The following is a 20,639-nucleotide window of genomic DNA, read 5'->3' as shown; positions in this document are numbered from 1 at the left end:
CGCCTACTGATTCTGAAAGTTCTTTTTAAACCCACGTAGGTTCATCGAGCAAAGACAGATCTGCAGCACGATCAGTGCGTAGGCCTCCGCATAAGCCCCCCAAATGACCCATAGGACATTACTCAAAATAAAACAGAAGAACCCGGCCATTCTTCTCGCGGGGCGTTGAGACCCGATAAGCCACGCGGCGATCACTGTCACTGCCATGGCGGGCCACTGAACCCAATCCAGATAACTCAAGCCAACCTCTCAATCTCTATCGATAAAAAAGAGAGGGATACGAGGGCGAATAATTCAGTTTTTTTGAGCGATTTTGAGAATGTACCGCTCGTCAGACATGCCTCGAATTTCTTGAACATACGATTTGCTCTCTCGGACAGATTAAACATGTGCTGACGAAAAATACCTTTCGTCTTGCCTCTGGGAGAATGCAATGAAAGCCATCGTTTACAATGGCCCCCGTGACGTCAGAGTGCAAAATGTGCCGGACGCCAAAATCGAAAAACCTACGGACGTTCTGGTGCGGGTGACGGCCACTAATATCTGCGGATCTGATCTGCATATGTATGAAGGCCGAACCTCTTTCGAAACCGGCAGAGTGTTTGGCCATGAGAATCTGGGCGAGGTCGTTGAAGTAGGCACCGGCGTAGATCGAGTCAAGGTAGGAGACCGTGTATGTCTGCCATTTAACGTCGGCTGCGGCTTTTGCGAAAACTGTGAAAAAGGCCTGACCGGATTCTGCCTGACCGCTAACCCAGGTAGTGCGGGCGCGGCCTACGGATTTGCTGATATGGGGCCTTATCAGGGAGGGCAGGCAGAGCTGCTACGGGTACCGTATGCCGACTTCAATTGCCTGGTGCTGCCCGACGACGCGCAAGAGCGTGAAGAAGATTACGTCATGCTGTCGGATATCTTCCCAACGGGCTGGCATGCAACCGAGCTGGCGGGCCTCCTTCCTGGGGAGAGCATTGCCATCTATGGCGCCGGCCCGGTGGGTTTAATGGCCGCCCACTCAGCAATGATCAAGGGCGCCTCTCAGGTGTTCGTGGTCGACAATCATCCCGACCGCTTAAAGCTCGCCGCTCAGATGGGTGCTACGCCCATTAACTCGCTTGAGAAAGAGGCAGTGGACCAAATCTTAAATCTGACTCACGGCAAAGGCACCGATCGAGGATGTGAGTGTGTTGGTTATCAATGCTGCGACCGCCACGGTCATGAAGCCAATCACCTCACTATGAATAACCTTGTTGCCTCGACAAAAGCGACTGGGGGTATCGGAGTCGTTGGTGTGTTCGTACCTCAGGATCCCGGCGCTAAAAATGAACTCGCCAAAGAAGGCAAGATGGCCTTCGATTTCGGCGCTTTCTGGTTCAAGGGGCAGCAGATTCGAACTGGGCAGGCTAACGTCAAAGTCTACAACCGTCGCTTGGCCGAGCTTATCCATCATGGTCGCGCAAAACCTTCTCAGATCATTTCTCATCGCCTCAAGCTCGCCGAGGGCCCAGGTGCCTATAAGCACTTCGACGCACGTGACGATGGCTGGACGAAGGTCGTACTCAAGCCAGCAGCATAAAATGAACAGCCAACTTTTTGCCGGCCCGCATCGGGCCGGCGTCCTCTTCTGAAGGAAAGTCTAATGCTCTTCGGGGGAGTGCGTTAACAGGAGTTCTCTGGCACCGCAGCGGTGGTGCAAAAAGAGTAGAGCGCCCGGACGTATGCAGGCTCGCGCTTGAAGATGGATTTAATAACGTAGGTTTAGAGCGGTGTGACGATCGGTTTTGAGATCTCGCGCTGTATTTGAATCACTCGTCAGTAGGTAAACGATTATGAAAAAGTTGAGTATGTGCTTGGGCTTTTGCAGTGTATTCATGCTTCATGGATTTTCTGACAGCGCCGATAATGCAACGAAAGACAACTCCAGTGGTACCAAGTCCTCTGTACAGATGCAGGAAGGAAAGGCCGGCGAGAGCAGGCAATAATTGATGGCCCAGGCAGTGGTGAACCGCTGGGCCAAAATCCTTCTATGACAATAGAATGGTGATTCAGGTTGATTGCCTGATTTGTATGGGCGCTGCCCAGCTCTTGATGTGTCCTTGCTAAGAATGAGCTGGTTTTACCGCGAAAACGGCTAGCCTTGGCGATGATTTTCCGGAAGCCGTTCATCGGTCGGCCCGAACGTGGTGGGGTTTGGATAATCCACACGTGTAGGCAATGTGCTCAGCAACTAAGAGGATGCGATCATGCCGCGTGGGGATAAAGATAAGTACACCAATAACCAAAAGCGGAAAGCGAAACATATCGAAGATAGCTACGAGGCTAAAGGGGGGCCCGAAGCTGAAGCAGCAAGTCGTGCTTGGGGAACAGTTAATAAACAGTCAGGTGGCGGCGAACGGAAGGGTGGCTCTGGACAGAAAACCACCGAGGCAAAAAAGGCTAAAGCCTGAGAGTCATCAGCCCGGCAAGCTGTAGCAACGCGAAAACGTGCCCTGCGTACTGATCAGCGATTAGAGGATATGAGCAAAAATGAGCTTATGGAGCGAGCTCGTAAATACCGAATAGCTGGCCGTTCGACTATGCGTAAGACCGAACTGATCGAGGCGCTGAATGATGTGAGTTAAGGACTTAACTGAAGTGACCACGTGGTATGAGCGGTGCGACCAGATGAATTCACGTTGGCCGCTTCGGTGTACCTGCGCTGGCTGGCCAAGTTTCCACCTCAGGGCCCACCGGTCCTAGGACAGGTCGGCTTGCAATAAACAAAAAACCTCAAGCTGAGCCCCCTAACTCAGGAATAACGGTCAATGAAGGTCCGAAAAACCACTAGATATGTTGAGTAAGTTTAGGCGAGCGGAAAATCCGACTGTTTTCAACAGAATCTTCCGAAAGCTGCAGCTTGCCACGTCACATGTTTTCAGAACTTTCCGAAAAACATCTGGACATGGCTCTAGGACGGAATTTCTGGTCTTAAGAAGTGGAAATATACCCCCAAAAATACCCGCGATACCCCCAGCAGAATGCGCGATCGAGAATGTCGATTTCTGACAACTGTCAAAGTCAGGCCAGGCGGCTTGCACCCTACCTGCCAAGCAGTCCGATGCAACAACCTTGCAGTGCTGGCAGTCATACGCTTTAACCGTCCTCGGAAAACGCTACCATGCCCATCGAGATCGAACCAACACGAGCCTGTGAGGAGCGCCGCGCTGGCAGAGAGCCTCGTCAGGCTGGAACCTGTCCATGGATAGGATCTGGCAAACAATCCAGGCCGAATTTGCCGATATTGGTGATGAGCGCGAAATCGTGCGAATCCTCGTACGCTTGGTGATGGCTGCCGTGCTGGGCGCCGTTCTGGGTTTCGAGCGCGAGCACAAGGGCAAGTCCGCCGGGGTGCGCACGCACATGCTGGTTTCGTTGGGCGCGGCGCTGTTCGTGCTGGCACCGAGCATGGCAGGTGCCGATGCGCAGGCGCTCAGCCGGGTGATTCAGGGCATCGTTGCTGGTATCGGCTTTCTGGGTGCGGGCACCATTCTCAAAGGCAATGGCCAGGACACCAGTCATGTCAAAGGCCTGACCACAGCTGCCGGGTTATGGATGACGGCTGCCATCGGTACGGCAGCGGGGATGGGACGCGAAGCCACGGCGCTGGTCAGCACGGTGCTGGCGCTGTTGGTGCTGGGCACTATGCCTTTGCTGGTGGACAAGGTTGAAGGGCAGGACGAAGAAAAAAAGAAGGAGGAGGGCAGGAAGCACTGAGAGGCGTGAGTCGCCCCCGGTAAAGCCCATCTTTTCCTATTCAGACCGACGCTGAGCCATTAAGCCGCTCGATCGCATCAATCAAGTCGTCATAACCCACCGGCTTGTTCAAGTGGCGGTCAAACCCGGACTGGCGAGACTTGTATTGGTCAGCGCTTGCGCCATAGCCTGTCAACGCGATGGCAGGGATGTAGCGCAGATGCTCCAGGCCGCGCAGCGCCCGGATCAGTGCATGGCCATCCATGCCAGGCATGCCGATGTCGGAAATGATCACGTCGTAACGCGCATCTGCCGCCGACTGCAGCGCCAGTTTCGGGTCGCTGTAGGCATCGATGTCGGCATCTTCCATCAACAGCAATTGTTCCATCACTTCCAGCACATCGACTGAGTCATCCACCAGCAGGATGCGAACCCCTTTCAGCCGACCTTCTGATGGCAGCACTTCGCCCTGCACTTGGGGTTGCTGGGCGTACGCGCACAAAGGTAGTGTGATGATGAACCTACAACCCTGGCCTATTCCGGGAGACTCTACACTGACCGTCCCACCATGGGCTTCTAGCCTATCGGTAGGGCCGGTGGCGAGCCGCTGCTCTGACGGCCTGACTTGGAAATCCGGATAAACCTTCGCGGCGCTGCGCAGTCAGTTTCAGTAAGGGGCCCGGATACTCAAGAGGGCCAGGGAGGTGGCTGATGAAACTTTTCTGTCTGCTGCGGGGCTGCCAATGGCGCAGCCTGGTGGTGTGTGAAGTCGCCGGGCTTCACTGCCAGTGTTGCGAACTATGTGGCGCGCTGCGCTACAGCCAGCTCGGTCAACCTTTCAACGTGTAGGAGCGGACCATGGCCCGGTCAATCTGGAAAGGCGCGATCAGCTTTGGCTTGGTGCACATCCCCGTCTCTCTGAACACCGCAGTGCGCAGCGAGCGTGTGGACTTCGACTGGCTGGACAAGCGCAGCATGGAACCGGTTGGCTACAAGCGGGTGAACAAGGTGACCGGCAAGGACATCAACAAAGAGCACATCGTCAAAGGGGTGGAGTACGAAAAGGGCCGCTACGTGGTGATCAGCGAGGAAGAAATCCGCAAGGCCAGGCCCGAGGCGACCCAGACCATCGACATCTTCTCGTTCGTCGATGCCGGCGACATCCCACTGCAACAGTTTGACACCCCCTACTACCTGAGCCCCGACCATCGTGGCGGCAAGGTCTATGCCTTGCTGCGCGAGACCCTGCACAGCACCGGCAAGGTGGCCTTGGCCACCGTGGTGCTGCACACCCGCCAGCACCTGGCCCTGCTGCGCCCGCTGGAAGATGCACTGGTATTGATCACTCTGCGCTGGCCGGAAGAGGTGCGCGGGCTGGATACGCTGGAGCTGGACAAGAGCGTGACCGAGAGCAAGGTCGACAAGCGTGAGCTGGAAATGGCCAGGCGCCTGGTGGAGGACATGAGCGGGCAATGGACGCCGGATGATTACCATGATGCGTTTCGCCAGACCATCCTCGACCTGGTGGAGGAGAAGGCCAGCAAAGGCAAGATTGAGACCGTGGACAAAGGCGAGGGTGCGACGGCAGAGAAGGGCGCCGACATCATCGACCTCACCGAACTGCTCAAGCGTAGCCTCGGCGGCAAGACCAAAGCGAAAAAAACGGCGGCCAAGCGACCGCGCAAGGCTTCATGAGTTACGCAAGCGGCCCCTCCAGCCCCTTCAGATAGTCCCAGAAGCCGTGGCGAGCACGGCTGTCCACCCGGCTGCTGATGGCCACGCTGTGCGCCGCGGTCCAGACAATCTGTGCGCCGCTGGCTTCGAGGGCCAGCACCAGTTGCACATCTTCATGCACCGGCAATGGCTGGAAGCCGCCCACGCGCTCGTAGGCCTTGGCGCATACGCCGAGGCTGGCGCCATGGATATGCCGATGCCCGTCACGTGCCTGATAACGGCTGCGATACAACTGGCGTAACGCTGCGTTCTGCCAGGGCTGCCAGCGTTCGATGTGCACCGTGCCGCACACCGCGTCCGCGTGCCATTGCAGCTGTGACACCAGCCAATGCCCGGGCACTCGACTGTCGGCGTCGGTGAAGGCCAGTCACTGGGCGCCGCGCTCGATCATCCACGCCGCGCCCAGGCGCCGGGCAATGCCGACATTGCCAGCCTCCAGTTCCAGGGTATGCACGCCAAGACGGCGGGCGATGCGCGCGCTGGCGTCGACACAGCGATCGAGCACCACCAGTACCTCGATTGCAATGCCCGCCGTTTCGGCTTGGGCCACCGCCTGCTTGACGGCGGTAAGGCAGTGCCCAAGCCGACGGGCTTCAGTGTGAGCGGGAATTATGACGGCGATCATGGGCAGGTCTCGTCGAGGCCGACGACACTGGGCTGACATGACCAGGTACTCGAGCAGGAAGTCTGCCTCCTCGTGGCGCAGCAACGGATATAGCGACAGATGCCGGGCCAGCAGGGCGTGCACCTCGCGGCCATCCTGCGGGCAACCGGCGATGGGATGGCGCCAGTGGCAGGCCAGTAAACCGCCGTCATACGCCAGGCTGGCCACCGATTGCTCGATCACCTGCAGCCAGTCGGTTGGGTTCAGGTAGTAGCCGATCTCGCTGAGCACGAGGTCGAACTGCCCACCTAGCCAGTCGCCCGGCAGGTGACCCTGTTCGACGTAGGCATGGCCTACGCCTGCCAGACGCTGGCGGGCCAAGACCACGGCCGTTGCGTCGATGTCCTGGCACAGCCGGTCGGCACAGCGCTCGGCCAGCAAGAGGCTCAGTTCGCCGTTGGCACAGGCCGCTTCGAATATGCGTTCATAACATTGCCGCGGCAGGCTGGCCAGGTCGCGCTTGCGCCGTTCGTACCAGCGGGTACGAAAAGCCCAGGGGGCATCGCTGCCGGCATACAGGTCGGCGAAGTACTGCGCATCAAGGCTCATGGCGACTCCACTGATAGGAAGATCAACTCGAAGGGTTGCATCATGCAGGCTTGAAGCTGTACTGGCACAACCGGTGGGCGATCACCATCGGGCTGCAACTGGCTGGCATGGGCGGCAAGGGCTTGGCGCTTGAGCGCCAGATGCGCATCGCGCAGCTGCAGACGGTGGGCCCGCGGCCAGGGCAAGCGAGGGTCATCGGGGCTTGCCCAGTGCCAGGCCCAGACCGGGACCTCGGGCAGTTGTACACGCCTGGCTTGTGCCGCCTGGACACCGGCGCGCCCTGCTGCTTCGTGGTCGCAATGGCCGTCGCCGCGCCATGTGGTCAGCAGCAGGTCGCCAGGTTTGAGCAACTGGTTCAGGTGGTTGACGAGGAAGGCCTCATCATTGGGCAGGTTGCCATCCTTGAGATTGAGGCGCCGCCAGTCGAGGCGGTTGACGTCCAGGCCAAGCAGTTGCAGGGCGTGGCGGCTTTCCAGTGGACGCTGATGACGCAGGCGGCGCTCGGGCCATTGCGAGGAATGCGGGTGGCTGCCCTCGCCATTGGAGGCAGAGATCAGCAGCACGTCCTGTTCTCGTCCGTGGAAGCTGGCCAGCACCCCGCCGGCCATGAGGATTTCGTCGTCCGGGTGCGGCGCCAGTATGACCAGGCGCCTTCCGGGTGAGCACAACTGCTCAAGCAGCATCCAGCTGGCGCGGGCCAGCTGAGCAGCTTGCTGCCAGGCGCTCCACGGCGGCCCTTGCGCAGCCTGTATCAAATTCTGGCTCATAGTTGCCATGCTCCCGTCGGCAAGCCGGTCAGTTGTCGGCCCAACTCGTCCAGGTCGCGCTCGCGTGGCTCTGGCGCAGGTACGCCGGCAGGTCGGCACTGAGCCTTGCGAAATGGCTGCTGCGACAGAACGGTGCGGCGCCCAGCGCCCGGCCCACATGCTGGATGACCTGCTCGACCGCCCGCTCGACCTGGGCGCGGGTGCGTCGCACCTCTAAGCTTGCGTCATCCTGAGGGTGGAGGTCGATCCACGTGGCGCATTCGCGCAGGGTGGCACGGGCAACGTACAAGGCCGCATTGACTGCGCCCAGATGCGCATCGGCATGCGGGTCGCGCCGGGGTTTGCGGCACTGTTCGCGAAGGTGGTCCGCCAGGGCCTCGGCGGCGCCATACCAGCAAGCGGCGATACTCGCGCCGCCTTGCCAGAAGCCAGGCCGGGACAGGTACTGGCCGGGCGAACCGATGGCCAGCCCTGGCGAGTATCCGAATTCGATGACGACACTGCTGGTGGCGGCCATGCCCACGGCCTGCCAGTGTTCGGCCAGGATGCGCTGGCTGGGGTGATGCAGTTCGATGACCACCAGTTGAGGCTGGTCGCCCTCCCAGGCGGTCAGCAGGGCATGGTCGATCTGCAGCGCGCCCGAGCACCAGGCCTTGCAGGCGTACGCGTTCACCTCGCCGCTCGACGATATAGGCACGGGCATCCGGCGGCTCGGCGGCCCACACGCCCCAGATGCCGTTGCCGGCCTGCTGGGCGGCACCGCATTCTGCGAGGATTGCCAAGGCGTCGGTATGGCCTTCATAAAGTTTGGCCAGGCTGAGATCGCAACCGGCGACTCGCGCCAAGGCCCGCTATCGCTCCATGGTGCAGCCCTGGCCGGGCGACGGGAGTACGTCGAGCCGTTCGCCCTGCAAGGCCTGCATCAGTTCTATTAGCGAAGCGTCGCGTTCGATGGCCTGCGAACGGTGAGCGAAGCGGTGTAACAACGAATCGAATTGGGTCAGTTCCATCATGCAATACCCAACTGCTTGCGCATACGTAACGTTATCGACTGGCGGGTCTTGCCCATTTCGGCCCACGGATCGTCGACCTGTGCAAGCCGCGTGTGAAGGTTGCCGATGTTCCACTGGTTGGAACCCTTGAGCTGGCTCAGTTCCTCACGCCAGATCGGCACCGACACCGGCAGGCTCTCGCGGGCCCGCAGCGAGTAGGCGGCGACGGTGGTGGCACCCTTGCCGTTACGCAGATAATCGATAAAGATCCGCCCGACCCGGTTCTTCGGCCCGGACACGGCGCTGAGACGATCAGGAAACAGCCCGGCCATGTGTTTGACCAAGGCATGGCTAAAGTCCTTCACCTCGTCCCAGCCAGCGCGTCGGGTCAACGGTACGACGAGGTGCATGCCCTTGCCGCCGCTGGTCTTCAGAAACACCTTCAGGCCCAGTTCGTCGAGCAGGGTAAGGGTCAGCTGGGTGGCCTCTAGCATGGCTTTCCAGGGCAGCGCCGGGTCAGGGTCCAGGTCGAGGACAAAGCGGTCGGGTTTATCGAAATCCTTGGTGGTGGCGTTCCAGGTGTGCAGTTCAAGCGTGTTCATCTGCACCGCGCCCAGCAGGCTGTCGGCGCGGTTGAGCACCATAGCCGCCTGGCCGGCCTGTGCCTTGCTGTAGCTGAGCACCTTGGGGATATGCAACTGGCCGGCATTTTTTTGGAAAAAGAGCTCGCCGCCCAGGCCATCCGGCGCCCGTACCAGGGCTACAGGCCGATCCTTGAGCTGTGGCAGCAGCCACTCGGCGACCTGAGCGTAATACTGTGCGACCTCGCGCTTGGTGGCGCCTGTGGTTGCGTCGACCACGCGGTCGGGGTGGGTCAGGCGCAGGGTGCCCAGGGCTTCGGATTCGGTCTGTGCTGCGCGCTTGGTGGGCATTGCTCGCTCCAGGTCAATGGCGGTGGCAGGTTTATCGTCACGCAGGCCGTGGAACACCGAGTGGCGTACGATGCCCTCGCGGGTTATTTGCGCATATGCGACTTCTGCCAGCAGCTGTGGCTTGAGCCAATGCACGTCGCGGGTTTCGGCACCGGTGGGTGGTTTGGGCAAGGGCGATTCGTCGGTCCGCAGCGGCTTGAGGCGGGCGTGAATGCTATCCAGGGTGGCAGCGTTGAAACCGGTGCCGACCTTGCCGGCGTAACGCAGCTGGCCGCTGCCGTGGTCGTGCAGGGCCAGCACCAGGGCGCCGAAGCCGTTGCGGCAGCCTTCGGGGTCGGTATAGCCGACGATCACGAATTCCTGTCGCTGCTTGCACTTGAGCTTGACCCAGTCGCTACTGCGCCGGCCAACGTAGGGGCTGTCGGCACGCTTGCCGATCAGACCTTCGAGTTCCAGCCGGCAGGCGCTGTCGAGCAGTGACTCGACGGGCTCCTCAAAATCGGCGGAATACCTGAGTACCTGCGATGCATTGCCTTCCAGCAACCGGGCCAGGGTTGCACGGCGCTGTTGCAGCGGCAGTGCCCGCAGGTCCTCACCGCCCAGCCAGGGTAGGTCGAACAGGTAGTAGGTGATGCGCTCGTCATGCTCGATGTCGAAGGCGTTCTGCAAGGCCTGGAAGTCGGCCACGCCGTTGTCGTCGACCACCACCATCTCGCCGTCGAGCCATGCCGAGTCGAGGCCCAGTGCCTGGAGCGCCTCGACCTGCCGTGGCATCTTCGCACTCCAGTCGTGGCCATTACGGGTTAACAGGCGTACGTCGTCTCCGTCGATACGCGCCAGGATGCGGTAGCCGTCGAACTTGACTTCGTAACGCCAATCGCCGCTTGGCGGTGAGTCGACCAACGTGGCCAGTTGCGGCTGGAGCGTATGCGGCAGGGCTTTGCGGCCGATTTTTCGCTTGTGCCTGACGGTGTTCGCCTTGGCCGGACTGCGCGGGGGCAGGGTGCGTTCGCTCAGCACGCTGTCGGGCAGGGCCTCGACAATGCTGTAGTCCGTTTCACTGCGCGCCTGTCCGTCATGGGACTTGACCAGCATCCACTGCTCTTTCTTGCCGGCTAGGTGGGTGCGGAACAGGTTCCAGACCCCCGACAGCTTTTCGCCCTGCAGGCGAAAGCGCAGCTTGCCCTTTGCATAGGCTTCGCGTGGGTCGCTCTCGGGCTCCCAGACACCCCGGTCCCAGACGATCACATCGCCGGCGCCGTAGTGGCCTTCGGGGATGCGCCCTTCGAAGTTGGCGTAGTCCAGCGGGTGATCCTCCACGTGCACTGCCAGGCGCCGAACCTTGGGATCCAGTGAGGGGCCCTTGGGAATGGCCCAGCTCTTGAGGGTACCGTCGAGTTCCAGACGAAAATCATAGTGCAGGTGGCTGGCATCGTGCTTCTGGATGCAGTACTGCAACGCATGGGTTGAGCGGGGGCGGGCGCGCTTGCCTGCCGGCTCGGGCGTGGCATTGAAATCGCGCTTGCGCTGGTACTCCTGCAGGGGCTTGGCCATGACGGGCTCCGGAAGAGGTCGCGGGTCTCAGGATTGGGAGGCGGCGGTGGCGCTAGGAGTTCAAAAAATGCGAGAGGTGGGGGGCTGGCAGAAACTCTGAATCATTTGCCGCCGGGCAGGGTCGACCGGGTGTCCACAGATGGAGAACGTTCATGTCCACACCTGATGACCCAAGACTGCCTATTGAGTTCGACGACACCGAGGACCGCATGGGCAGCGTCCACGAGCTGGATTTCAGCGAACGCCGCGATGAACGCCAGGGGTATGTCGGCGACGAACGTCCGGCGCGGGAGCTTGCCGAGTACTACCCGCCCCGACGTGTCGCCGAAAGCGGCATGACCGGCGGCGAGGCGTTGAGTGACAGCCTGCACGAGGACAATGTCACCCTCGATGACCTGAGCCCCGATACGTTGCTCGATGAGACCGGTGCCCGCGAGCCGGATGAGCCTGGCAGCGGCTGCCCGGCGGACAAGGCCTTGCGCCAGGTGGAGGCCCACGAGATCGGTGGCGGTTTCGGCCTGTACGAGGCCAAATTGGCCCGCTCCGCGCCGCTGGACGGCGAGCCGTGGACCGATGATGTTGTACCCGATGACGAAGGGAGAGAGCCGAAATGAACGAGCAATGCTGTTCCTGCAACCATTGTTTTCGCACCGTGTTATTGTCCAGAATGGTAAAGCCTATTGCTGCGAAGCCTGTGCGACGGGCCATCGCAACGGCGAGCTCTGTCGGATGAGCGACTGCAAGTATGGTGAGTTGGCTCAGTCGAAAGAGCCCAATGTCGATAATGCACTGGATGAAGCATTCCCGGCGAGTGACCCGATTTCGCCGTGAGGCCCAGTGGCTTACAGATGTGAGACGGGAGGGCGACAGGACGTCGTTCAGATCATGTAGAAACTCACCCGTCACGCATCTGGTTTGGGTTACGCCCTCAATGGGTCTGCCAGATCCCGTTGTTGCGTTCGCAGTCGCTGCGGGCCTGGCCCAGGCTGGGGGGGTCGTAGTAGTAGGTGATGATCCGCGCATCCTTGGGTAGAGCAGGTCGGGTAGCGGGTTCATCACGCCCAGCGGCATCGGGGTTGGCCAGTGTCTCCTGCGTCAGTGGCGCGATACAGCTGCCAACGCTGCCGTCGGGGCAACGTTCCACCCGACGCTTCTCGCTGTTCAACATCTCCTTGCTTTCATTACTGCACGACCAGGCAATCGCCTCAGCGGGCATGTTGCTGTAGCTGTAACAGGTGTGTTGCGGCACCGGTTTGACCGCCTCGCTGGATGAGCGGGCGACCACGTCGCAACCTTAGGCTAACACCTGCCCGCTGCTCAGGGTGCCCAGCATTTCTATGTACAGAGCGAATCGCATGATATACCTCCCGGGCACCAGGGCCCGTCAGCGCTTGTCGAGGGCTGCCCCGGCCTGTCTGCGCAAGGCCTTTGCACGCTTTTCGAGGATCAGGTAGGTCACCACCGCCAACAGCAGCGGGATCAGGTAGTATAACGTCCGATAGCCGAGCAGTGCGGCAACCAGGGTGCCTTGGCCTAGCTGGCCGTGGAGCAGCGCCAGGAATACGGCTTCCAGTACGCCGAGCCCGGCGGGAATGTGCGCGACCACCCCGGCGACGCAACTGATCAGCAACACACCCAGCACCGAGGGATAGAACAGCTCAGGCGGCAACAGCAGGTGAATCAGCGCTGCCATCAGCGCCCAGTTGCTTGCACCCAGCGCCACCTGGCATAGCGCCATACGCAGGCTCGGCAGGGTGATTTCGTGCCCGCGCAGCGCCCACGTGCGCCGCTTGGCGAAGGCGCAGGCGCACAGGTAAGCCAACGCCACCGCTACCATCAAAACGCCGATCAGGCGCAGGCCGCTGGCACCCACCCCCAGCTTTCCGGCAGCTTGACGAAGCCTAGGGCGAATACCGTGCCGGCCACCAGCAGGTAGCCCATCCAGTTGGTCAACAGCCCCAAGGTGAGAATGCGGGTGATGGTTGGGTTATCCAGGCTCAGCCGGCTGTACAGGCGATAACGCAGGGCAACGCCACCGACCCAAGTGGTGAAGTTAAGGTTGAACGCATAGCAGACGAACGCTACCGGCAGCACCTGCCGGGCTGGCAGACGGTGGCCGGTATAGGCGCGGGCGAGCAGGTCGTAACCGGCGAATACCAGGTAGCTGCACAGGGCCAGCAGCAACCCCAAGGCCAGGGTCGAGGGCCGGTACGCCACCAGCGACTGGCGGACTTCGTTCCAGTCCAGGTTACGCGCCAGAGTGAACAGCAGTGCGGGTATCAATACCAGGAACAGCACGGTCAGCAAGCGTTTGCCCCAGGTCTTCCAGCGTGAAGTGGCCATCAGGTCTTGCCCCCCTGGTAGTCGGCGGGGGCCTCGCCGTCGGCTTGCAGCGACTGCAGGCGCTGCCGGTGCGCCGGAAACCAGCCGGCGATCCGCGGGAAATAGCGCGTGATGTGGAAGCCCAGAAAGATCAGCGGAGCACGCCACCAGTAGCCGCGCACCATGCGCTCCAGCGTCACGGTTTCGCAGTACTCCCGGCTAAGTTCGGTCAAGTGCTGGTACAGCTGTTCGTTGAACGCGGGGTCGCGGATCAGCAGGTTGGCCTCAAGGTTGAACGACAGGCTCAGTGGGTCGAGGTTGCTTGAGCCAACGGTGGACCAGTCGTTGTCCACCAACGCAACCTTGCCATGGAGCGGCCGCTGGCAGTACTCATGGATGCGCACGTCGTCGCGCAACAGGTAGTTGTAGAGCAGCCGCGAGAGCGCACGCACCCAGCGCATGTCCGGTTGCCCCTGGAGGATCAGCGTCACCTCGACCCCGCGCCGGGCGGCGTTGCGCAATTCGCGCAGCAAGAGGTAGCCGGGGAAGAAATAGGCGTTGGCCACGACGATTCGTTGCCTTGCTTCACGGAAAACTTGCAGGTAGCAGGCTTCGATATCGTTGCGATGGCGCTGGTTGTCGCGTTCCACCAGCACGGCGCTGGCCGTGCCTGAAGCGATGCCGCCCGGCTGAACCCTGCTGGCGGCATCCAGCACCGGTGCGAGCATGCGGCAGGAAGAAGCATGCACCTGGGCCACCACCGGGCCGACGACCTCCACGGCGTAGTCCTGCTTGGCCTGTGGACCGAAGTCACCCAGGTGGTCGGCACTGTAATTGATGCCGCCGATGAAGGCGCGTTGCCCGTCGATCACCAGGATCTTGCGGTGCAAGCGGCGAAACAGGTTGGTGCGCATGCCCACCAGCCGTGGTTGCGGATCGAACGAATGGACCCGCACCCCGGCCTCGGTCATCGACGAGATGAACTCGTCAGGCAGGTCGGCGGTGCCGTAGCCGTCCACCGCCACCTCGACCCGCACCCCGCGCCGCGCGGCATCGATCAGGGCTTGGCGCAAGGGTTGACCGACCTTGTCGTCGTAAATGATGAAGGTTTCCAGGAGGATTTCCTGGCGTGCCTGGGCCATGGCCTCGAATACGCGGGAGTAATACTGCTCGCCGTTTATTAGCAACTCGACGCGGTTGTCGTCGCACCAAGGCTGCTTCATAGCGTCACCTGCGCCACCAGCGGGGCATGGTCGGAGAGGTGGGACCATGGGTATCTGGACAACACCCGTGCTTCGCAAGCTTGTGCGTTACGCAGGTAGATGCGGTCCAGCCGCAGCATCGGCAAGCGCGCTGGAAAGCTGCGTGCCGGCTTGCCGAAAGCCTCCACCAGGTGTCCCGACAGCCGCGCATCTGCTTTCAGGCGCCAGTCGTTGAAGTCGCCGGCGACGATCACGGGCTTATCCGGCGGCAGGCTGTCAAGCAATGCCAGCAGCAGGCCGACCTGACGCTGACGATGCTCTTCACGCAGGCCCAGGTGTACGCAGACTGTGTGCACCTGTTCATGGCCCGGCACTTCCAGCTGGCAATGCAGCAGGCCCCGTTCTTCGTTGCCACGGACCGAAACATCCAGGTTGTCATGGGCACGGATGGGGAACTTGGACAGCAGGGCGTTGCCATGGTCGCCATGGGGGTAGACCGCATTGCAGCCATAGGCGAATTGCGGCCACATGCTGCCGGCGAGGAATTCGTATTGGGGTGTCTGTGGCCACTTAGGATAGCGCTCGGCATGGTGTTGATGACTGCCATGCACCTCCTGAAGAAACACCAGGTCGGCGCCGGTCGAGCGTACCGCCTCGCGCAGCTCGGGTAAAATGAAGCGGCGGTTGAACAGGGTGAAGCCTTTGTGCACATTGAGGGTCAGTACCGTCAGGCGATGTACGGCGGTGACCTTGTCAATGATGCAGCGGGGGGCGGGCAGTGTCGGGTTCATAGCGGCTCCTGCGGCTCGACGCCTAGTTCGGTCACCAGCTCGCCGTCAAGGCCTAGCTTGTCCAGCAGGCGGCGGGCATCGTAGGGGGCATGGACTTTCTGGTCGTTGTCGAAGTAGCAGTAAACGTCACGGGAGTTGCGTTTTGCCGGGGCGCGGCGCACCACACGCTGAGCATCCTCAGGCTGGCTGCCCGCAGCCCAGGCTTGGATGCGCAGGCGCCAGCGGCGCAGCGCCCTGGCCGTGTAGCCGCTGCTGTACAGTTCGACATCGCCATGCAGGCGCAGGTACACGAAATTGGCCGTGATCTCTTCCACATAGGGCCATTTGCCGGCGGTGTCGGCGACCACCAGGGCAACCTTGTGCTTGCATAGCAGGTTGATGAAGGTGTCGCAGAGGAAGCTGGGGTGGCGGATTTCCACGGCGTGGCGCAGGCGCGCATTACCCGGCACGGCAGTGCTCCCGTTGCCTTGCAGGCGTTCGGCGGCGTGGCGCGCAAAGCTGCGAGCGGCTTTGCGGTCGCGTGGCAGCTTGGCCAGAAAGTCGCTGAAGCGCTGTGCGTCGAATTTCAGGTTTGGGGGAAACTGCCACAGGAAGGGGCCCAGCTTGTCACCCAGCAGCAAGGGGCCCGATGCGAAGAAGTTGGCAAGCGCCTCGTCGATTTCGCGGAGCCTGCATACGTGGGTGATGTAGCGCGGCGCCTTGACCGAGAACACGAATCCCTGCGGTGTCTCGTCACGCCACTTGCCATAGCGCTCGGGGGTTTGCAGTGCGTAGAACGAACCGTTGATTTCGATACTGTTGACTGCCCGCGAGGCAAATGCCAGCTCGTCGTCCTGGCGCAGCCCCTCGGGGTAGAAATTCTTGCGCCATGGGCCATAGCGCCAACCGGAAATTCCAATGCGGATCTCACTCACCATAGCCCCCTGCGCTCCTGTACTTAACAGTAGCGACAGGCAGCTGGACCAGATTGTTCAGCGGGATTGACGAGTGGATGCCATGCAAAAAGGGGAACTTTACCGTAGTTGCAATCTTCCACCGGATGCCAGGGTTCCACTGAGGTACACCATGAAGGAGGCTCAGCCATGAAGTTTGATCGGTTTGCACAATGGCTAGCCAACCACAGCGGGCGGCCGTTGACCTTCGTTATTGCCTTGATGTTGATCGTTCTTGGGCGTAAGCGGGCCTCTATTTCATTTCAACGACACATGGCAGCTGGTTATCAATACGTCGACCACGATCATCACATTCCTGATGGTGTTCCTGATCCAGAATACCCAAAACCGTGATAGCGACGAGTTGCACATAAAACTTGACGAACTATTGCGCACTACCCAGCGGGCGCACAAGGCGTTGCTCGACCTTGAGGATATAGGGTCTGCTGAACTCGATGCGCTTCGAAAGCGATACCAGCAACTGGGGGAACACGACGAAGCGGGGCCGGACAGGGAGGACTCCCATTGACGTGGTCAAGATCAAGCCATGGCGTTGTTCAGATATGGGCAAGGCCGTGACGGTGAACAAACCACACTTCTCACACTTCGGAGACTGGATGATGAACAAACCCGACGATCAGCGGCAGAAAGGCCCCCATTCTTCCGATCATTCAACGACGGATCAGGACCTGGGGTTCGATCCGGACTCTCCGGAGCTGGATGACCCTCAAGTGGACCCGCAAGGCCCCGCGAAACCACCCAGGGACGTGGAAAAAAAAGTGTAAGCCTGACTACCGTGGACGAATGCCTGCCGCACCTGCATCCATCTGTTGCCCCGGCTCGTCTTCCCCAGCTTGACATGCCTGCCATTCCGGGGCAAACGGCGCGGGCTTGTTGAACTGGCAAACTAGTTGTTTGCCAGTTCATGGGGCAGGAAGCTAGCCAGCAAGGGCTTTGATCAATTGCTCGCTGAAGGCGGGGATGTCATCCGGCTTGCGGCTGCTGATCAGGTTGCCGTCCACCACTACCTCTTCATCTACCTAGTGGCCACCTGCATTGCGGATATCATCCTCCAAGGTCTTGTAACTGGTCATCCGTTTGCCCTTGGCCAATCCACTCGATACCAGCAGCCAGGCACCGTGGCAGATTACCGCCAGTGGCTTGCTGGGCGAGTTGTGGCTGTTGACCAGTTTCTGGGCGCCAGGTATCAGGCGGATGGTGACGGAATTTTGTACCCCACCCGGTAGTACGATGGCATCGTAAAGGTCGAGGGGGCGCTGTCGAATGTCGCGTCCACCGCAAACTAGTCGGCCGGCTTGTCATGGTTCCAGCCGCGGACAGTGCCTTCCTTGTCACTCAGAATGTCGACCACGGCCCCGTTTTTCTGCAAGGCTTCACGAGGTCCGGTCAACTCCACTTGTTCGAAGCCATCGGTGACCAGAAAGGCTACGCGCTTGCCACTCAGTTTTGCACTCATCGTTCAATCTCCATTTTCGCCAGGTGTGGATGTGGGACGTCTCGGAAGGGGTGAGAAGTTCCAATGCACTACTTCAGCGGTAGGGAGGCTGACCGACTGACAGTTGCGGTTGAACATTGCGCAGCGCTTGGGCTCTCACTAGCAGGGATAGAACGAGGTGGCCGTCATGAGCATCGAACGCAGCATTCCTGAACTTGAAGCCTGGTACGCGCAGTACGACGACATCAGCTACCGGCGCGAATCGCCGGATGCTTACTACCATGAACTGGTTTGCACCGCCGAGGCGCTGCGGGACGATGGTTCCATTGACTGGGATGACTGGTTGGCGCTGAAGGCGTTGGCCGACGAGGCAGATATTCGGGCACTGGAAGATGCCGTGCAGGCTCACGTGAGTGACCCTGACGCATGAAAGCGCTGAAGATCGCCACCTTCAATATCAATGGCATCCGCAGCCGCCTGCCCGTAGCGCGGATCAGTTCGTCGAGCTTCACGTGGATGATGTCGTTATCCCGGTTTTAGGTGTTCTGAATCAGAAAAACCATCAGGAATGTGATGACGGTGGTCCACGTGTTGACGATAAGTTGCCACGTATCTTTGTAGTGAAACCAAGACCCAGATGCAGCCCACATGGCAATCAACACCACGGCGATCAAAAAGGTGTTCGGTTTACCGGCGTGGTTGGCGAGCCATTGGCAAAACTGGGCGAATTTCATGACGTAATCTCCACTGCGATCTAGAGGGTTTGACGGCAGCGGAGTGCTGAAATTTTTTTTACATTTCCCGAGGTATTGGGTGAATTCACTAAGTGCAGCGGAACGCCGTTGCGTGCCGGAAAGTCAAAAAAATACTCGAAAACTTTCCCTAGGCTTCTGCGCAGATGACCTTCATCGTCTGGTTCGCCATGCTGGGCGCAGTCTTGCTGCTGCTCGCACTCTCATCCTCCTACCTGCGCTGGATCCCTGTGACCTCGTCTGTAGTGTGCCTTGCCCTGGGTATCGGCCTGGGTACATCGGGGCTGGGTTTTCTTCAGCTGGATTTGAGCAAGTCGAGCGGGTGGATGGAGCACCTCACAGAGGTCGCGGTGTTATTTTCGCTATTCTTCAATGGTTTGAAATTGCGCCTGCCTTTGCACAACCGCCGTTGGTGCAGCGCCTTTTTTCTAGCGGGGCCGGTGATGTTGACGTGCATTGCTGGGGTAACGCTGGTGCTGCATTACGGCCTGAACTTGGGTTGGGGAGTCTCGCTACTGATCGGGGCGATCCTCGCACCCACTGACCCCGTTCTGGCAACCCTGGTGCAGGTGGTTGATGCACAGGACGATGATCTTGTCCGTTTCAGCTTGTCGGGTGAGGCAGGGCTCAACGACGGCGTGGCGTTTCCCTTCGTCATGCTTGGACTGTTCCTGCAACAGGACAATGGACAGGCCTGGTTCAGTGACTGGTTGCTCAAGGACATGCTGTGGGCAGTAACCGCAGGCCTGTTGCTTGGCTACTGGATGGGGCGCGGCCTGGGCAAGCTCACGCTGTTCTTGCGTCTGCGCAACGACGACAGCACCGTCTCGCCCAATGACTATCTGGCCCTTGCCCTGATAGCGTTGGCATACGTGAGCGCCGAGTCGATACAGGCTTATGGGTTCCTCGCAGTGTTCGCTGCGGGCCTGGGTTTGCGGCAGGCGGAGGTTCAGACCGCCAATAGTCCAGAAGAGCCGGCTGCTGAACATTTGGTACAGCCTGTGGTGGGGCACCAGCACGTGGCACCGGAGCTAGCCGTCAAAGGCGATGTGAAAGGGCTCGACGACTCGCAGGTAGCAGCGGGGATCATGTTGGGTGACATGCTGGCTTTCGGTAGCCTGATCGAACGGGCAATGGAAGTATTTCTGGTGACCCTGCTCGGGGTAGTGCTCATTGAGCATTGGGACTGGTGGGCAGTGCTGGTTGCCGGCGCCTTGTTTTTTGTCATTCGCCCCATCAGCATCTTGCTGTTCCCGGCTCGAGGAATGCTAGATATCCGCCAGCGAAGGCTTTTAGGGTGGTTTGGCATCCGAGGTATCGGCAGCTTCTACTACCTGTTCTATGCCCTGAATCATGGCCTGCTTCCTACCTTGGCCGAGCAAAGCATCAACCTGGTGCTGTCAGTGGTGGCGTTGAGCATTATGCTGCATGGGTTGAGTGTCCAGCCGCTCCTTGCCAGATACGAAGCGTCGAAGGAGAGGATCTCCTGATGGCTGCAACTGAAATGTGCCAGGGCAGTCCATTTAAGGCAAAGAGGTGTCTACGAAACCCGGGGCTATTCACCCTGAACAAAACCAGCTCGAATACGTGTGCACCTTAGTCTGTGATCACCTTCAGACCAAACTGATGGATTATGGAATCACTTCAGGCCCTCAGCTCGCCTTTCATATCAACTCTGTCCGAATGGAGAAAGATTTCTCGGCGTATCTGCAGAACGCAATCGACACTAACCGAACGGGCACCACTGCGAGCGAAGCGCTCAACCTTCGTCTCAAGTTTATCCGTAACGTCCTGTGCTATCGCCTTCCTCGTGATTTTATGGCCATAAGCAAGATCCAGGCGGATGTCTTCACCCAGCGCAATATTGAGCCAGGAGGCTTCAGCTTCTTCTCTGAGCAGATGGAGAACCTTTTTCACGATCCCTTACTGACGGCGCTGGACGAATATGGGATTCCCACGCAGGTCTCGACGCGTATTAAGAGTTCAATTCTTCCATCTGACAACTTGAATGACCTGCTGAACAAGTTACGACACTTGGCGATCCGCCTGGATGGGATGCAGCTGTCCCCGTTTGAGCGAAGTATTATGAAATGGGCGATTGCCGAGATGTAGCTCTAAGGCGCTGGCAGGGAGCATCTGCAGGGTCAAAGAGTGGTGCGTTCGGCTTCGACTTGTGCCCTGTGAGATGTATTTAAATCGTTGAGCTGGCAATAGGGACTGACGCGCAGTGCGCAATCCTTCGCCTGGTTGCCTGAGTCGAGTC

17 protein-coding genes and 9 pseudogenes are annotated in these 20,639 nt (G+C 59.9%); 12 read left to right on the top strand and 14 right to left on the bottom strand.

The window, feature by feature from the left end:
- Positions 1-3: 3 nt before the first annotated feature.
- Positions 4-207: a hypothetical protein gene (locus tag LGQ10_RS04790; protein ID WP_045792439.1), complete on the bottom strand. Its 204-nt coding sequence runs from the start codon at positions 205-207 to the stop codon at positions 4-6.
- 226 nt (positions 208-433) lie between these two features.
- Here LGQ10_RS04790 and LGQ10_RS04785 point away from each other — a divergent pair, with 226 nt between their 5' ends.
- The 3 genes and pseudogenes from LGQ10_RS04785 (at position 434) to LGQ10_RS04775 (ending at position 3,750) form a co-directional block, all read left to right on the top strand.
- On the top strand, positions 434-1,573 hold the full coding sequence (locus tag LGQ10_RS04785) for a glutathione-independent formaldehyde dehydrogenase (RefSeq protein ID WP_174395401.1): 1,140 nt from the start codon (positions 434-436) through the stop codon (positions 1,571-1,573).
- Positions 1,574-2,240: 667 nt separating this feature from the next.
- Positions 2,241-2,618: pseudogene (locus tag LGQ10_RS04780) on the top strand (Rho termination factor N-terminal domain-containing protein).
- Positions 2,619-3,234: 616 nt separating this feature from the next.
- Positions 3,235-3,750, top strand: coding sequence for an MgtC/SapB family protein (locus LGQ10_RS04775; protein WP_174395402.1), 516 nt, complete (start codon positions 3,235-3,237; stop codon positions 3,748-3,750).
- Between the two features lie 40 nt (positions 3,751-3,790).
- Here the strand turns inward: LGQ10_RS04775 and LGQ10_RS04770 are convergent, their stop codons facing one another.
- Complete coding sequence (locus LGQ10_RS04770) at positions 3,791-4,204, bottom strand: response regulator (protein WP_226524836.1); 414 nt, start codon at positions 4,202-4,204, stop codon at positions 3,791-3,793.
- Between the two features lie 236 nt (positions 4,205-4,440).
- On the opposite strand from LGQ10_RS04770, the gene LGQ10_RS31400 reads away from it, so the two are divergent.
- A complete protein-coding gene (locus LGQ10_RS31400) occupies positions 4,441-4,578 on the top strand; it encodes a PSPA7_2676 family Cys-rich small protein (protein ID WP_174395403.1) in 138 nt (45 codons plus the stop codon).
- Between the two features lie 9 nt (positions 4,579-4,587).
- The gene (locus LGQ10_RS04765; RefSeq protein ID WP_174395404.1) at positions 4,588-5,424 is read left to right on the top strand and encodes a Ku protein; all 837 of its coding nucleotides are present in this window, start codon (positions 4,588-4,590) and stop codon (positions 5,422-5,424) included.
- Between the two features lies 1 nt (position 5,425).
- Here LGQ10_RS04765 and LGQ10_RS04760 read toward each other — a convergent pair.
- The 5 genes and pseudogenes from LGQ10_RS04760 to ligD all read right to left on the bottom strand — a co-directional run bounded on the left by LGQ10_RS04760 (position 5,426) and on the right by ligD (position 10,921).
- Positions 5,426-6,088 (bottom strand): annotated as a pseudogene (locus LGQ10_RS04760) (glycosyltransferase).
- A pseudogene (locus tag LGQ10_RS04755) lies at positions 6,085-6,676 on the bottom strand (class I SAM-dependent methyltransferase). The pseudogenes LGQ10_RS04760 and LGQ10_RS04755 overlap by 4 nt, the downstream one beginning before the upstream one ends.
- Positions 6,673-7,443, bottom strand: a complete 771-nt coding sequence (locus LGQ10_RS04750) for a PIG-L deacetylase family protein (protein ID WP_226524835.1) — start codon at positions 7,441-7,443, stop codon at positions 6,673-6,675. The pseudogene LGQ10_RS04755 and the gene LGQ10_RS04750 overlap by 4 nt, the downstream one beginning before the upstream one ends.
- A pseudogene (locus LGQ10_RS04745) lies at positions 7,440-8,456 on the bottom strand (acyl-CoA dehydrogenase). Before LGQ10_RS04745 ends, LGQ10_RS04750 begins: the two are co-directional and overlap by 4 nt.
- Positions 8,453-10,921, bottom strand: coding sequence for a DNA ligase D (gene ligD, locus LGQ10_RS04740; protein ID WP_174395406.1), 2,469 nt, complete (start codon positions 10,919-10,921; stop codon positions 8,453-8,455). The pseudogene LGQ10_RS04745 and the gene ligD overlap by 4 nt, the downstream one beginning before the upstream one ends.
- Before the next feature lie 152 nt (positions 10,922-11,073).
- On the opposite strand from ligD, the gene LGQ10_RS04735 reads away from it, so the two are divergent.
- Together LGQ10_RS04735 and LGQ10_RS04730 are read left to right on the top strand one after the other, a co-directional pair.
- Entirely contained in the window at positions 11,074-11,535 is a 462-nt protein-coding gene (locus tag LGQ10_RS04735) for a phosphotransferase system, HPr-related protein (RefSeq protein ID WP_174395407.1), read from the top strand.
- A pseudogene (locus tag LGQ10_RS04730) lies at positions 11,532-11,752 on the top strand (metallothionein). Before LGQ10_RS04735 ends, LGQ10_RS04730 begins: the two are co-directional and overlap by 4 nt.
- 97 nt (positions 11,753-11,849) lie before the next feature.
- Here LGQ10_RS04730 and LGQ10_RS04725 read toward each other — a convergent pair.
- The 5 genes and pseudogenes from LGQ10_RS04725 to LGQ10_RS04705 form a co-directional block, all read right to left on the bottom strand.
- On the bottom strand, positions 11,850-12,206 hold the full coding sequence (locus LGQ10_RS04725; protein WP_226524834.1) for a hypothetical protein: 357 nt from the start codon (positions 12,204-12,206) through the stop codon (positions 11,850-11,852).
- Positions 12,207-12,305: 99 nt separating this feature from the next.
- Positions 12,306-13,264 (bottom strand): annotated as a pseudogene (locus LGQ10_RS04720) (lysylphosphatidylglycerol synthase domain-containing protein).
- A complete protein-coding gene (gene clsB / locus LGQ10_RS04715) occupies positions 13,264-14,466 on the bottom strand; it encodes a cardiolipin synthase ClsB (RefSeq protein ID WP_174395408.1) in 1,203 nt (400 codons plus the stop codon). The pseudogene LGQ10_RS04720 and the gene clsB overlap by 1 nt, the downstream one beginning before the upstream one ends.
- Positions 14,463-15,236 carry an endonuclease/exonuclease/phosphatase family protein gene (locus LGQ10_RS04710; protein ID WP_174395409.1) on the bottom strand — a complete coding sequence of 258 codons (774 nt, stop codon included), beginning with the start codon at positions 15,234-15,236 and terminating at the stop codon, positions 14,463-14,465. Before LGQ10_RS04710 ends, clsB begins: the two co-directional genes overlap by 4 nt.
- On the bottom strand, positions 15,233-16,153 hold the full coding sequence (locus LGQ10_RS04705; protein ID WP_174395410.1) for a DUF72 domain-containing protein: 921 nt from the start codon (positions 16,151-16,153) through the stop codon (positions 15,233-15,235). Before LGQ10_RS04705 ends, LGQ10_RS04710 begins: the two co-directional genes overlap by 4 nt.
- Positions 16,154-16,318: 165 nt before the next feature.
- Here LGQ10_RS04705 and LGQ10_RS04700 point away from each other — a divergent pair.
- Together LGQ10_RS04700 and LGQ10_RS04695 are read left to right on the top strand one after the other, a co-directional pair.
- Positions 16,319-16,697 (top strand): annotated as a pseudogene (locus LGQ10_RS04700) (low affinity iron permease family protein).
- 91 nt (positions 16,698-16,788) lie between these two features.
- On the top strand, positions 16,789-16,953 hold the full coding sequence (locus LGQ10_RS04695; RefSeq protein WP_226526087.1) for a DUF6021 family protein: 165 nt from the start codon (positions 16,789-16,791) through the stop codon (positions 16,951-16,953).
- Positions 16,954-17,106: 153 nt separating this feature from the next.
- Here the strand turns inward: LGQ10_RS04695 and LGQ10_RS04690 are convergent.
- Positions 17,107-17,645, bottom strand: a pseudogene (locus LGQ10_RS04690) (type 1 glutamine amidotransferase domain-containing protein).
- Between the two features lie 166 nt (positions 17,646-17,811).
- On the opposite strand from LGQ10_RS04690, the gene LGQ10_RS04685 reads away from it, so the two are divergent.
- A complete protein-coding gene (locus LGQ10_RS04685) occupies positions 17,812-18,054 on the top strand; it encodes a hypothetical protein (RefSeq protein WP_174395411.1) in 243 nt (80 codons plus the stop codon).
- Here the strand turns inward: LGQ10_RS04685 and LGQ10_RS31495 are convergent.
- Positions 18,051-18,358 (bottom strand): annotated as a pseudogene (locus tag LGQ10_RS31495) (low affinity iron permease family protein); the annotation flags it as partial. The gene LGQ10_RS04685 and the pseudogene LGQ10_RS31495 sit on opposite strands and share 4 nt — an antisense overlap.
- Before the next feature lie 164 nt (positions 18,359-18,522).
- Between LGQ10_RS31495 and LGQ10_RS04675 the strand changes: the two are divergent.
- Together LGQ10_RS04675 and LGQ10_RS04670 are read left to right on the top strand one after the other, a co-directional pair.
- Positions 18,523-19,866: a cation:proton antiporter gene (locus LGQ10_RS04675; protein WP_183000278.1), complete on the top strand. Its 1,344-nt coding sequence runs from the start codon at positions 18,523-18,525 to the stop codon at positions 19,864-19,866.
- Positions 19,867-19,912: 46 nt separating this feature from the next.
- Positions 19,913-20,488: a hypothetical protein gene (locus LGQ10_RS04670; protein WP_226524833.1), complete on the top strand. Its 576-nt coding sequence runs from the start codon at positions 19,913-19,915 to the stop codon at positions 20,486-20,488.
- Positions 20,489-20,639 lie beyond the last annotated feature (151 nt).

The sequence above is a fragment of the Pseudomonas sp. L5B5 genome (genome assembly GCF_020520285.1).
Classification (GTDB): Bacteria; Pseudomonadota; Gammaproteobacteria; order Pseudomonadales; family Pseudomonadaceae; genus Aquipseudomonas.
This window is presented reverse-complemented; position numbering and strand designations above follow the sequence as displayed.

Excerpts from the sequence above, each read along its gene's own strand:
- LGQ10_RS04785 (WP_174395401.1), top strand. The coding sequence starts at position 434 with ATGAAAGCCATCGTTTACAATGGCCCCCGTGACGTCAGAGTGCAAAAT.
- LGQ10_RS04695 (WP_226526087.1), top strand. The coding sequence starts at position 16,789 with ATGAACAAACCCGACGATCAGCGGCAGAAAGGCCCCCATTCTTCCGAT.
- LGQ10_RS04710 (WP_174395409.1), bottom strand. The coding sequence starts at position 15,236 with ATGAACCCGACACTGCCCGCCCCCCGCTGCATCATTGACAAGGTCACC.
- LGQ10_RS04750 (WP_226524835.1), bottom strand. The coding sequence starts at position 7,443 with ATGAGCCAGAATTTGATACAGGCTGCGCAAGGGCCGCCGTGGAGCGCC.
- LGQ10_RS04775 (WP_174395402.1), top strand. The coding sequence starts at position 3,235 with ATGGATAGGATCTGGCAAACAATCCAGGCCGAATTTGCCGATATTGGT.
- LGQ10_RS04790 (WP_045792439.1), bottom strand. The coding sequence starts at position 207 with ATGGCAGTGACAGTGATCGCCGCGTGGCTTATCGGGTCTCAACGCCCC.
- ligD (WP_174395406.1), bottom strand. The coding sequence starts at position 10,921 with ATGGCCAAGCCCCTGCAGGAGTACCAGCGCAAGCGCGATTTCAATGCC.
- LGQ10_RS31400 (WP_174395403.1), top strand. The coding sequence starts at position 4,441 with ATGAAACTTTTCTGTCTGCTGCGGGGCTGCCAATGGCGCAGCCTGGTG.
- LGQ10_RS04675 (WP_183000278.1), top strand. The coding sequence starts at position 18,523 with ATGACCTTCATCGTCTGGTTCGCCATGCTGGGCGCAGTCTTGCTGCTG.
- LGQ10_RS04735 (WP_174395407.1), top strand. The coding sequence starts at position 11,074 with ATGTCCACACCTGATGACCCAAGACTGCCTATTGAGTTCGACGACACC.
- clsB (WP_174395408.1), bottom strand. The coding sequence starts at position 14,466 with ATGAAGCAGCCTTGGTGCGACGACAACCGCGTCGAGTTGCTAATAAAC.
- LGQ10_RS04705 (WP_174395410.1), bottom strand. The coding sequence starts at position 16,153 with ATGGTGAGTGAGATCCGCATTGGAATTTCCGGTTGGCGCTATGGCCCA.
- LGQ10_RS04685 (WP_174395411.1), top strand. The coding sequence starts at position 17,812 with ATGAGCATCGAACGCAGCATTCCTGAACTTGAAGCCTGGTACGCGCAG.
- LGQ10_RS04765 (WP_174395404.1), top strand. The coding sequence starts at position 4,588 with ATGGCCCGGTCAATCTGGAAAGGCGCGATCAGCTTTGGCTTGGTGCAC.